The following is a 13,369-nucleotide window of genomic DNA, read 5'->3' as shown; positions in this document are numbered from 1 at the left end:
TTTTCCACAAAAGTAGCTGATGTAGTCGACATGGCTTGCTTGCATCTAAAAAATTGCAGTTTTCGAAGAAACGATTTGTTTTCCACATTCTGAATTCTATAGCGTCATCTATTCATTATATACTAAACCATAGCGACAAAACGCTTTCTGTTTATCACCAAAATAGTAGGGAAATTGTTAATTGGATTGTAGAATTTGCATAGAGCACAGGAAGTGTTCAGTTTCAAAATTTATCGACCATGAAAAAATTGTTTTTTCTACCTCTGTTTTTTTCGTTGATTACATCGTCAATCAGCGCCCAAACTCGACCATTGTTGCAGAAGGGTTTGGAGCGGAAATTTGACCGTAATTCAGCAGAGAATAGCGGACCCGAACCTGATTATAGTAACCTCTTCTACTGGGCAGCGTCGCCATACAAGCATGACAGTAGCGATAGTATTCCTGCTTTCCTCTCCAGCGAGAGGCGCGACAGTCTAGCCGATGTTTTCTTTATTTACCCGACCAGCTACGCGATGAATATAAAAACGGGCTCGTGGAATGCCGATTTAACCGACACAGCAGTAAACAATAGAACGGATGCACGAGCCATACTCTATCAGACTACGGTGTTTAATGGGAGTTGTCGGGTTTTTGCCCCACGCTACCGTCAGGCTAACATTAAGGCGTTTTTTGTACGCACGTCACCCAGCGCCCAGAAGGCCTTCGACTTGGCCTATGGTGATGTTCGAAAAGCGTTTCAATACTACCTCGACCACGAGAATCATGGCCAGCCCATTATTATTGCCTCTCACAGCCAAGGTAGCCTCATGGCTATCCGGCTTCTCAAGGAGTTTTTCGATGGAAAACCGCTTCAACAGCAGCTGGTGTGTGCTTACATAGTTGGATACCAGATTAAAACTGATGATTTTAAGCACATCCCCGTTGGCACCACTCCAACTCAAACAGGTTGCTTTGTTGGATGGAGAAGCTATCGGCAGGGTGAGATTCTTCGAGGAGTTGAAGCGGAAAATGGAAACTCCGTGTGCGTAAATCCACTTACTTGGACCACGCAGCCGGGGACGGTTTCGCGCGACAGCTCAAAGGGCGCCCTTTACGGTTTCAACAAGCTGGTAACGGGGAAGGTTTCGGCTGGTATTGAGCCAGACTCCAAAATCCTGTGGGTTTCATTGCCTAAGGCTATGCCTGCAAAGATTAAGAAGTTAAAGAATCTCCACGTTTACGACTACAACCTATTTTGGATGGACATACGCCAGAACGTTAAGCTGCGCGTTGATACCTACCTAGCGCAGCATCGTTAATGGGGGTGAGTGAAAAAATAGAAGAGGCTGCTCAAAAAGCAGCCTCTTCTATTTTTATATAGCGTGAGAAGATTAGCCTCTCATTGTTTCCTCAATCTCCTCGGTGGTAACCGGGATGCGCTTTTTACCAAGCAGACGGGCACCTTTGTCGGTAATGAGCAGGTCGTCCTCAATGCGGATGCCGCCGAATGAACGATACTCCTCCACCTTGTCGTAGTTGATAAACGAAGCGTTAATTTTTTCGCTCTTCCACTGGTCGATAAGTGCTGGAATAAAGTAGATTCCAGGCTCGTCGGTCAGCACAAAACCAGGCTCGAGTCTACGACCAAGGCGCAGGTAAGCGGTTCCAAACTGGTCGATGCGTGATACCTCATCGTCGTAACCAACGTAGTTCTCGCCAAGGTCCTCCATGTCGTGCACGTCGAGGCCCATCATGTGGCCTAAGCCGTGAGGCATAAAGAGGGCGTGAGCACCGTTACGAACTGCCTCCTCAACGTTACCCTTCATAATTCCAAGTTCCTTCAACCCTTGGGCAATTACCCTTGACGCCTCGAGGTGAACGCTCTGGTATGTGATGCCGGGTTTGGCAATCTCCATGGCCCGATTGTTAGCCGCCAGCACAATATCGTAAATCTCCTTTTGTTTGGTAGAGAACTTGCCACCAACCGGAACGGTTCGTGTAAAATCGGAGGCATAGTGCATCTCCGTTTCGGCACCAGCGTCGGTAACCATCATTCTACCCTCAACCAACTTGTTGCCATGGTAGTGGTTGTGAAGCGTTTCACCATTCTGGCTCAGAATAATGGGGAACGAAACCATACTCCCGTGTCCCAGCGCAATGCCTTCAATATGGCCTGCAATCTCCCTCTCGTATACACCCGGCTTGGCCATTTTCATGGAGGCTACGTGCATTTGGTAGCCAATGTGGCATGCCTTTTCAATTTCAGCAATCTCCAACTCGTCCTTAATGGAGCGTAGTGAAATTACTGCCTTGATAAAGTTAACGGAGGTATAGTTTTTAATAAAGTTGGGGTGAATACCCAATAGGTTAGAGAGCTGAAGAATGTTATTGGCACGGTATGGCGGCAGGAAGTGAATTCTACGGCCATGCTTCAGGGCACTATTGATGGTGTTGGCTAAATCCTTGAGCGGGTGAACGCTATGAACACCAACAGGTTTAGCCATATCGGTAATAGTTGGCTGAGGTCCCATCCAAATAATGTCGTCCATGGTGTAGTCGTCGCCATAAATACAGTCGGTCCCTGCTTCAATATCCATTACGGCAGCTAACCCTGGATGGTCGACACCGAAGAAGTATAGGAAGTTGCTATCCTGGCGATACGGGTACGTATTACCGGGATAATTCATGGGAGCTTCGGTATTGCCCAAGAAGAGCAATAACCCCGATTTAAACTTCTTGCGAAGTTTATTTCTTCGGTCAATGTATGTTTCTTGACTAAACATGATGAGGTATTTTTTGGTTATAAAAAGAGCGATATAAGAGCTGCTAAATTATAATCTAAAATCGGAATAGCAAAAAACCGTTCGAAATGAAAGGTGCTTGAAGTATCAATACAGTTTGATTGTAATAGCGGTAAAACGTTCAAAAGTGCTATCTTTGGTGACTGAATCAACTCTGATGTTTACATGTACATTCCCCTGGTGAACTCAATCTACCGTTGGCTTAGCTTTCGAAGTAGCAAAAGAATACTGCAATCGGCTGAAAATCCTTTCGACACTCAAAAGCAGGTATTGTTTAGCCTTCTCGAACGCGCGCGTAAAACACAATTTGGGAAGCAGTACGGTTTTGGCAATATTACCACCATCCGTCAATTTCAGGAGCGTGTTCCCATCCGCGACTATGAGAAATTAAAACCTTTTATCGATAGAATGCGCGCTGGTGAGCGCAATGTGCTTTGGCCCAGTGAAACTCGTTGGTTCGCAAAGTCGTCGGGAACCACCGATTCAAAGAGTAAATTTATTCCTGTTAGCAACCAAGGGCTTCGGGAGAACCATTTCCGTGCTGGTCGAGACATGTTTACCTACTTTACAAAGGAGTGCCCCGATACGGAGATATTCAAGGGGAAATGCCTCACCCTTGGCGGTAGTCATCAAATTGATCACATAGGTGGTGATCAAGCCGTTGGTGATTTATCTGCCATTCTCATCGAAAATATGCCTGCCTGGTCTAACTTCTACCGAACACCAAGTCGAGAGATTGTGCTCATTGCCGACTTCGAGGAGAAGCTCGAAAAGATGATAGCCGAGGTGGTGAACGAAAATGTGACCTGCTTTGCCGGAGCTCCTTCCTGGAATCTTGTGATGATCAAGCGTATACTGGAGGTTACCGGCAAGGATACCCTGCTGGATGTGTGGCCCAACCTGGAACTGTTCATTCATGGTGGCGTTAGCTTTAGCCCCTACCGTGAGCAGTATCACAAGGTTATTCCATCGTCGTCGATGCGCTACATGGAGACCTACAATGCCTCCGAAGGCTTTTTTGCCTTTCAGGATGATCTCTCACGCAACGATATGATGTTGCTCCTTGATCACGGAATATTTTTTGAGTTCGTTCCAATGGAGGAGCTCGATAGAGATACGCCCAAAGCCTACACCGTTGCTGAAATTGAGCCAGGAAAGAATTACGCAATTGTAATTTCCACAAACTCTGGATTGTGGCGATACATGGTTGGCGACACGGTGATATTTACCTCCACCTTTCCTCATCGCGTGAAAATTTCGGGTAGAACTCGCCATTTTATCAACGCTTTTGGCGAAGAGGTAATTGTTGAGAATGCCGACGCCGCCATAAAAGCTGCCTGCGAGAAGACCGGTGCATTGGTAAGGGAATACACCGCAGGTCCCATATTCATGACCGACACCACGAAGGGAGCGCACGAGTGGTTGGTGGAGTTTGAAACTGCTCCAGTTGATTTAGAATTATTCGTTACCGTGCTGGATGAAAAGCTCTGCTCGGTAAATTCCGACTATGAGGCAAAGCGCTTCAAGGGCATCACCCTCGATCGTCCAGTTGTTCACATCCTTAAGGAAGGTGTCTTTTATCGTTGGCTGCACTCCAAAGGAAAGTTGGGTGGTCAGAATAAAATTCCTAGGTTGTTCAATAGCCGTGATTACGTTAACGAGTTGCTCGATCTCAACGAATCAATGTAGCCATGATAAAGCAACACCCCGTTGTTTTAAAAATGCTTACAGCTGCTGCATTATCACTCTTATGCAGCGTGGCAAATGGTCAGCGATCCATTGCTGTTTCCCAAAATTCTAAAATTTTTACCGACGTTTTCGATAACTGCTACGTTGTTGCTGGGGATAAGGTCGAAAAAATGGATTCAACCTTTACAATAGTAGCCCGCTTTAGACCGGTGTTCGGCCATATTACGTCTGTAGACCCTACCGATCCATTCAAGGTTCTGCTTTTTCAGAAAGATTTTTACCGTATCACCCTGCTCGACAATAATCTATCTCCAATTGGCGAATCGCAATACCTACCTGATATGGGAGCCTCTTTCCCTCTCTTTGCCTGCGCCATGCAAGATGGCGGTTATTGGGTGTTCGATGGCTTGCAGGAGAAGTTGCTCTTTTACCGCAATGTCGGTTCAACGGCATACTCGTCCAACGATTTGAGTCCAATCCTTTCGCAGGATGCCCCCACTGAACTTAAATCGTATGGTAATTCGCTTTACCTAGGAATTGCTGGGAAGGGCATTGCAATATTCGATAAATTTGGCTCGTTCCGGAAACTCATTCCGGAGCCAGAGGCAGCAGCGCATTTTCAGCCAATGGGAGAAAATATTTTTTTTATCAACAGGCACGGCGACTTGTGTTCCCTTAATACATTGGTCACCGAGGATCCATCAGTAATAATTCCCCAATTGGGGACAATTGAAAGTTTTTCAATCGGGAAAAATTTTCTTTTTTTTGTAAAAGGATCGCAGCTTACTGCCGCAAAGTTGCCTCTCAATTTTCTTCAGCGAAAATAAATTTGACGCCATGCATATAGCCATTGCCGGAAATATTGGTTCTGGAAAAACAACGCTTACCACTCTTTTATCCAAGCATTATGGCTGGAAAGCCATGTATGAGGACGTGGACGACAACCCATACCTGGAGGACTTTTACCAAGATATGAAACGTTGGTCCTTCAACCTTCAAATTTATTTTCTGAATAGCCGGTTTAAGCAGGTGGTCGATATTCAACGCGGCGAGAAGGCTGTGGTACAGGACAGAACCATCTATGAGGATGCCATGATTTTTGCGCCAAACCTCCACGACATGGGACTGATGACTCCTCGTGATTTTGCCAACTACCTTTCACTTTTCAACCTAATGACCTCACTCATAAAGCCACCCGATTTACTTGTCTACCTCAAGGCCTCTGTGCCAACCCTCGTGAGTCAGATTCAAAAACGGGGGCGTGAGTATGAGAACACCATTCGGCTCGACTACCTTCAAGGCCTAAACGAGCGCTACGATAAGTGGATTGAGGACTACACGTTGGGCAAGATGTTGATAATTGATCGCGATGCCTTAGATTTCCACGAGAAACCTGAAGATTTAAGCTTGGTGATAGACAAGATAGACGCTCAACTATTCGGCCTATTTTAACCGTGAGAAAATAAAAAAACCGCTTCACAAGGAAGCGGTTTTTTTATGGTGTAGTGTCAGCTACTTTTTAGTTAGAACTAAGGTTTTCTTGTTAAAATCGGCGGCGGCGTTTATTACAGTTCGAAACTGTGCAAAATCGGAGGCAGGATAGTTCTCCTGAGTGTATATCTCTCGGGAGATAATTTTTAGCACGTTGCCATCAAGGGTGTAACTTGCGTAAAATGCACAGCTTGGTTTTCCATCAACAAGCATCTCCACCTTCATATTGAGGTCCGCAAGGTTCGAAATTTTATAACCTACCGGAATCTTAAACTCAATTTGACGGAAGTAATGCATAACAATGCTAACGGCAATGGGTAGCTTGCGCTCTTTTTCCTGATAGAGTTCCGATTGTGAGCCAATAACCTCACCAATGTGAACTAGTATGTCGTTGTCGGCGCGTTCAACCAGTGATGGAGCAACTTGAGTGACGTCAAAAATCAAAGGATTTACACCAATGTCGGAGAGCTCATAGTTCTTTACTTTGAAGTCTACCAGCTGGCTATTATCGGTGCCGAGGTTAAACACATTTTTTACAATCGTCTGCCGCCTATCATCGGTAATAAACCCCCAAAACGATTGATAGTTTTGTGCTAATGCGCCGGTCCAAACCCGATGCGTTTTTACCGAAACTTCCATTGTTTCCGGATTCAATGCCACGTTTATGAGCATGGAGTCGCCATTTTGCCTTTCGCTCACTTGCGGTATTCTTCGAATATCGTAGCCAAGTCCTTTCTGGGACTTATCGTACTCAATGGGGTGATAAAAAATGCCGTAGGTTGCTGTGAGGTCTTCAGGAATGACGCCTAGCCGATAGGCTGGATTATCGGGCGCAATATAATCGTTGATTTCCGGAAAGAAAAGAAGAAAATCATTGAGGAAGTTCATGCAGTTGAAGGTAGGATCGAAGGGGCGATTGGTTCGGTCGGAGGTGAGCACCATCTCAACCTTTATACCTGCCAGCTGATACAGCGCAATGAGCAATTTTGTTACCCCACGTGAAGAGGCATGCTTTTGTTTTACAATCTCATCCAACGGAAGGTCTTTGTCGATATCGGTTGATACGGCAATGTCTGTCTTTATCTTGGCCTCAATAGCCCTAATCCTGCTCCTGATCTCTTGATTGTTAAACTTAATTGTTTTGTAGAAATTGCTAACAGCCTTCTCCTCCTTCGAGCTTAGGTTGTAGATGCTGGAGTAGAAGAATTTGGCCGACTTAGACCAAGAGTAGATTCGTGATACTCCAGTATAGGTATTGTAGACCAAGGAGTATTCATAGCACATCATATCTGCATCATAGTCGGCATACTTTTCCGATTCTATACCAGGAATGTAGGCCGCCTTGGCTGTAAGATACTTCTTGTCGTTCTTGGCTGGAAGATACTCAAAGTTGGGAAATCCGTTGTACGATCGGATCTCATAGTCAAGTTTATCGGGGTAAACAAACAGCACCTCCTCGTTGTATCGAGGGGTCTCCGATTGCACGGTGATACCACCAAATTCCTTAAGCGACCGACGCAGAACGTAGAAATACTCTATTGCGCCACCAGCTTCGCATCCTTCTATGGCAAAAACCTTGTAGTTGCCTTTATTTTCAAGGTTTTCTACCTCCTTAATACTTTCCTTGGGGAGTTCGGTAACCTTGCCTGTTTTTGAAATAAACCGAGCCTTTAGGCTAAGGATGTCGATCACACCTGTGAGCGGAACGTAGATACGGTTGAAGCTGCTCACCGCGTTTGCGGTTTCAACCTTCACGATACGGTGAAAAACGTATATTTCCTCAAATATTCCGTCCTTGTTGGGAATCACCTCTTGAATTCGTTTTTCGAACAATATGGCGGCTCCATCGACGGTCTTAATGGTATCAGAATTATTGACCGTTGGGTTGCTACTCCAGCTGTAGGAGGCATATTCACTAATTTGGCCGTATAGCGAAATGCTAAGCAATAATGCGATAGTTGCAAAAATTGTATGTTTTATCATGGGTCTAATTTTTTCTTAAAACAATGGTTTGCATATAGGCCGAGTTGAGATTGCCTAAAAACTTTCGGTATAAATTGAAGCTGTTGGGTTGCAGGAGCAGGGTGCTCATACTAACCTGCTTTGAAAGTACAACGGAGTTGTTTTGCAGCTTGTATGAAAGGTAGAAATTAAAGGCTTCACCGTTGAAGTTGGAAGCAGCTGGTAACATTGGTTTGCCATAACCCGCAGGAAGACTTAAGGTGCACACAAAGGTTCTTTTTGAAGGATACTCCACCTCTATGGGGATGTCTCTCTTCGGTTTAATGGCCACATCTTGCAGAATTCGGTCAAGGTTGAGATTTACGTAGTAGTTATCGCTCCGAAGTGAGATATAACTTGGAAAACTAAATGTGTAGTTTACCTTGAGCGTATCCTCTATGAGGTTCAAGTTGGACACCTTGATTCCCGTGATGTTGAACTTGTTTGTTGCCTTTGCCAAATAACGTGCAAACACCTTTGGATAATCCTTAACCTCGGCATTAACAAAGGCGGCAATTAAATCTGTTTTTGCTTCTCCACAGAGGTAACTACTGCCTCTACCTACAAGGGTATCGTGACGTATCTCTGTCCAAACCGAATCGATAATGGCGTTGGTTTCGGGCGAAGAAATTGGTACCACCAGCAGGTCGAACTTATCGGGTCCACGTGCAACGAGGCACTCCTTTCCTTGAATTTCAGATGGATTTAACCCCATTGAGTGGTAGCGCGTTGTTCCATCCAGAAAAAACACCTCTCCCTTCGGATTTCGGTAGACGGCAATCATGTGGTTATCCACATTCGTCGACGGGAACTCCGAATATTTGTAAGGAAGAGAGCGAGTCCCAATCCAAGCAAAGCTCACATCAGCCCCAATGGCGGAAATTAGTGCCTGAAGAAGACTGGTCTTATCCTTGCAGTCGCCATAGCGTCGCTGCAATACAAGAGTAGCCTCGCGAGGCACATAACCGTTATCACCATCCTCGATAGCCACATAACGGATGTTTTTCTGAACCCAGCGATAGATTAGGGCAACCTTCGTCTGCTCATCGTCAGCACCGCTGGTTATGGAGTCGGCCAACGCTCTTATTTCCGGTTTAATATTACTGTTGACCCCTTTTATTCGAGAGTAATTCCAGTGGTATAAATCGGTTAGCGACCCAATTACAGGTACCGTTTCCGAATTGGTGGTATAGCTTGCAATATTTATAAGGATATGTGGTAAGTAATATCGCGAACTGGGGGCATCCGATTCACTGGTGTAGCTTTTAACATTACTAGCATTCCAAACGTATGTCCATGTTTTTCCCTTTTTTGTTTTGGTAAGATGAACCATTGTGGTATCGTCGCCAAACATCTTGTAGTAAATTTTGACACTTTCGGGAAAGACAACCATGAGGCTCTCCTTGGCCGCTGGTAAACTTATCCCAAAATGGTATCCAATTGGGTATTCCGGTTTTGTGGTCCTGTAAGTTGTTTCCTCCACCAACTTTGCCCCTTTACATACAGCGGGGTAGGTGTATTTGTATGCCTGCTGGTCGTCGAAGAAAACGCTGTTCGACATCTCTGTCGTTTTGTTAAAATCCTTTACCTCCATCGTCTTATATTTTTTACCCAATGGAATCATTGTGTAGGCCTTAATTTTCTCGATGGCATAGGTGGCGTTGAAATACTCCATCCCGGGAGCAAAGGGGAGAGCATCGTCGGCCAAGATAAAGAGTTCGTCGTGATCCTCCACCCTCATGCTAACACCATCCTTTTCGGTGTTGAAAATTTCCACCACCTCCGATCGTTGAGTATAAACTGCAGGTTGGTCAGGATATAACGCTTTAAGGGAGGAATAGTCTTCGGCAGGCTGACTCAGGGCAGCCGAGACAAGCGCAAGCAGAAGGGTCGTTAAAAAAGTTGCTCGCACCATTATTTGCTTACTTTAAGTTCAACTATTGCGCCGTCAATATACCTTGCCTCCTGGGTAAGTTTTCCGGAGCTGTCATAGGTTCTTGACCAACCTTCTAGGTCGCCCATATAGTATGTTCTCTCCTCCTTTATTTTGCCACTTTCGTAAAAGCTCTTGTAACTATTGTTCAGCTCGTCATAGTTATATTCGCTTTGCTCAGAAATGGCCCCATTGGCGAAATAGATTTTATCTGAACCGTGGTAGTCGTTGCAGAGAAATTCAGTTTCCCTGAATTTTACACCAGATGCATAGTACTCCGTTCTCATCCCGTTGATCATCCCGTTTTTAAAATTTATTCTGGCCGAAACCACACCTGACGGGAAGTAGGTAACAATCAGTCCTGAATATCTATCAACGGGAATATCCTTCACCATCTTTCCATCCTTGCCAATGTAACTTATGGCAATAATTGAACCCTCTAGATATTTCAACCGATACATCAAGAAGCCGTCGAATGAATAGTAGCTGGAGAATCCAGTTCTTTCACCATTTTGCCACTCATACTCTTTGTACACTTTCCCATTTGTATGGTATATTTTGGTGATGCCATTCTGCTCGTCGTTAAGGTAGTTTGCTTCGTAGAATAAGCGACCATCATTGTAGCTACGGTAAGCTCCCTCCTCATCACCCAACGTATAGCTTTTTTCCATCGAAATACTTCCCTTAGTATCCCAGCGTTTTGCATGGCCATCGAACTTTCCATATTTGTAAAGCCATTTCCCCATTACTTTGCCATTTGGGTAAAATAGCGTGAGCGAGTCGTTTAACCCTCCGTTAGCATAGGTTGCAATACACAGTAATTGTCCATTTTCGTAGTGCTGGGTATACTTTCCATTGCCATTTGGTAGCATGGCAGAATTGAGCATATTACCCTTAGTGTCGTATTGCTTAATGCCAACAAGAATGTTGTCATCGTTGTATACCTGATCTAGGTCAGGGCTGCCGTTGCTGTAGAAATAGTTTATTGTTCCTACGTTTTTACCCTCATTAAGATAGCCCGTGTTCTGAATTTTACCGTTTATGTAATAGTTAAAATATCTGCCTTGCTGAAGATCGTTGATATACCAACTTTGCGCCTTTAACTGACCATTCTCATAGTACTCCTTATAGAGTCCGTTAGTTTTGTTGCTATCACAGTAGTATTCAGTGTGGATTTCACCATTAAGGTAGTACGTTTTTTGCGGACCTGATAGATCGCCACCCAGATAGGTGCTCTCGCCAGTTAAGATCCCATTCGGATTATAGTACCTCCATATTCCATTGCGTTTGCCGTTCTTTATGCCACCCTCCAAACGCAGCACACCATTATCGAAGTAGTCCTTGTCTACAAAGGTCTCGCTTGTAGTATCTGCCTTTACAACTACATTTCCTGCAAGGTCAAATGCCATCTCCGATTTAAGTACATCGTCTTTATAGGTATAAATCGCCTTTGTCTTGCCATCGGTAAAGTACTCCGTGCGGGTGCCATTTAGTTTTCCCTCATCATATGAATCCTCAACAGATTCAAGTGTGCCATTGAAGTTGTAATAACGCCAAACTCCAGTCCGATCCCCTTTGTTGCTATAATTTCCAACAGCTTTTAATTTCCCGTTTGCAAAGTAGTATTTCCATTCACCAACTTGGTTTCCAGCCGAGTCGTTTCCTTCTGCCTTTGTTACTTCGTTCTTATAGAACGCTTTATAGGGACCGGAAAGGCTATCATCAATAAAGGCATACTTTTCCGCTAGGTTGCCGTTCATCCATGTTTGATCTGCAGGACCTTCTGCAAGACCAGACTTATAATGTGATGTGGTAGTAATACAATCACCATAGTTGTATTTTATGATAGTGCCGTCCAGTTTGCCATCGGTATATTCATTATGCTCATCAACCAAGCCTGAAGAGTTATAGTATGTGCAAACACCATTTCGTCTATCATTCTTAAACTGATAATCTCCCGATCGATTGCCATTTTGGTAGTAGGTTGATGCATCGCCGTTAAGTTTCCCATTTGCAAAATTGAGGTCTTGCTTTAGAGTTCCATCATCGTAGTATATTTTGTAATTTCCATCAATTTCACCCTTACTATAGTTGCCAGCCTCTTTGATGCCACCAAGGTTGTTGAAGAACACCCAAGTTCCTGTTTTTAAGGAATCATTGCCAGGTAGATAGCTACCCATGCTTACTATGTTCCCATTGCTTGAGTAGTTCACCTCAAATTTTTTAGAGCTGGTATTAACAGGCTCAAATCCTTGGCTTCTCCATGCATTGATATCCTTCACGGCTAAGCCAACAAACTGCTTCGACTTCGACTTGTTCTTTTCAAGCCACTGGTTCACTGAAACAATTCCAGTGTTCTGAAATTGGTAATAAATTAAATTCTCGAAGTTATTGGTATTCATCACATCCTTAAAGAATCGCACATACTCCTGGTTATAGATGGAGGTGTCGCTTGGCTCATACATCGCCTTTTGAAAAAGTAAATATGATTGACGGCATACAACAAAGTCGAGCTTATATGGGAAGTTGAAGGACTTGTTTAACGCCATCTCTGATTGCAACAGCCATCTAAGTTCATTCCACTTTTCAGCATTAACCCCTTCTGGATAAGGATAGTTGACATGGTCAATTTTGTTGTCGTATTTACCGGTAATGGCGTCCTCAAACTCTGTAATAAAGCTAGATTTTGGATTCATTACAATGGCCATGTTGTAGGCCAGATATGCTTCAGCTGTGTGCCCCATGAACAAATTGACCTTACCCAAGGCTAGGTGAGTTCGGGTATGGTAAGGATAGTAGCGAGCCGATTTTAGTAAAGTTGCTTCTGCCTCCTTTAGGTTTCCTGAATTGAGAAAACAAATTCCAAGGTTATAAAGAAGATTTTGGTTGTAGGGCCACTTGCTATAAACATCTTGAATTGCAGCGGCGCCCTCAGCCGATTTACCCATGTCGTCGAGAATGCTTCCCAGCAATGTATAAAGCGTCGGGGTCCTGAAGTCAAGAGCAATTGCCTCGCGTGCTTTTGCCTCCGCCTCCTCTAAATGATTTTGGCTATAAAGCGTAAGTCCTGTTTCGTAGCAGGCCCAAGCGTAGTTTGGGTCGTTTATATCTATCTGCCGGTAGAAAACCAATGCCGAGTCGTAGCTCTCACGATCGTGGCACTGGATGCCTTGCTCAATTATATCGTTTGAATTTATGGGTTGCGTAAGCGCCACCTGTGCAAAGCCGCTGTTGATGGTAAGCAGCAAGGTTCCAACGAGCAGTAAAACGAGTCTCTTCTTCATCATGTGAAATTTTTTATCGAAAAGGGAATGTATGTAAGATGATTCTGTTCAATATCAAATGTAGCAACATGTTTTAAACTTCAAAAACATTTAATCAAGGAGGTGCTAATTATTTGTGATTTTCTGTTTGGGATAATCTTGTGATACTATACTCATAGTGATTGTGAACTAATTTTATGGAATTATCTGGA

The 13,369-nt window shown here is 44.2% G+C and carries 8 protein-coding genes; 4 read left to right on the top strand and 4 right to left on the bottom strand.

Annotation, left to right across the window (positions count from 1 at the left end):
• Positions 1 to 239 precede the first annotated feature (239 nt).
• Positions 240 to 1,298, top strand: a complete 1,059-nt coding sequence (locus tag VMW01_14070; GenBank protein ID HUW07373.1) for a DUF3089 domain-containing protein — start codon at positions 240 to 242, stop codon at positions 1,296 to 1,298.
• A gap of 72 nt (positions 1,299 to 1,370) precedes the next feature.
• Here the strand turns inward: VMW01_14070 and VMW01_14065 are convergent, their stop codons facing one another.
• Positions 1,371 to 2,762, bottom strand: a complete 1,392-nt coding sequence (locus VMW01_14065) for an aminopeptidase P family protein (protein ID HUW07372.1) — start codon at positions 2,760 to 2,762, stop codon at positions 1,371 to 1,373.
• 183 nt (positions 2,763 to 2,945) lie between these two features.
• On the opposite strand from VMW01_14065, the gene VMW01_14060 reads away from it, so the two are divergent.
• The 3 genes from VMW01_14060 to VMW01_14050 are packed head-to-tail and all read left to right on the top strand — an operon-like array spanning position 2,946 to position 5,921.
• Positions 2,946 to 4,469, top strand: coding sequence for a GH3 auxin-responsive promoter family protein (locus VMW01_14060; protein HUW07371.1), 1,524 nt, complete (start codon positions 2,946 to 2,948; stop codon positions 4,467 to 4,469).
• 2 nt (positions 4,470 to 4,471) lie between these two features.
• Positions 4,472 to 5,296, top strand: coding sequence for a hypothetical protein (locus VMW01_14055; GenBank protein HUW07370.1), 825 nt, complete (start codon positions 4,472 to 4,474; stop codon positions 5,294 to 5,296).
• A gap of 10 nt (positions 5,297 to 5,306) precedes the next feature.
• Positions 5,307 to 5,921, top strand: a complete 615-nt coding sequence (locus tag VMW01_14050) for a deoxynucleoside kinase (protein HUW07369.1) — start codon at positions 5,307 to 5,309, stop codon at positions 5,919 to 5,921.
• Between the two features lie 60 nt (positions 5,922 to 5,981).
• Here the strand turns inward: VMW01_14050 and VMW01_14045 are convergent, their stop codons facing one another.
• From VMW01_14045 to VMW01_14035, 3 genes are read right to left on the bottom strand one after another with little or no spacing between them, the layout of a single operon-like run.
• Complete coding sequence (locus VMW01_14045; GenBank protein HUW07368.1) at positions 5,982 to 7,943, bottom strand: hypothetical protein; 1,962 nt, start codon at positions 7,941 to 7,943, stop codon at positions 5,982 to 5,984.
• Between the two features lie 4 nt (positions 7,944 to 7,947).
• Positions 7,948 to 9,876, bottom strand: a complete 1,929-nt coding sequence (locus tag VMW01_14040) for a transglutaminase domain-containing protein (protein HUW07367.1) — start codon at positions 9,874 to 9,876, stop codon at positions 7,948 to 7,950.
• A complete protein-coding gene (locus VMW01_14035) occupies positions 9,876 to 13,181 on the bottom strand; it encodes a hypothetical protein (protein HUW07366.1) in 3,306 nt (1,101 codons plus the stop codon). Before VMW01_14035 ends, VMW01_14040 begins: the two co-directional genes overlap by 1 nt.
• Positions 13,182 to 13,369 lie beyond the last annotated feature (188 nt).

The sequence above is a fragment of the Williamwhitmania sp. genome (genome assembly GCA_035529935.1).
Taxonomy (GTDB): domain Bacteria; phylum Bacteroidota; class Bacteroidia; order Bacteroidales; family Williamwhitmaniaceae; genus Williamwhitmania.
Note: the sequence above shows the minus strand (reverse complement) of the source record. Positions and strands in the feature narration are given on the sequence as shown.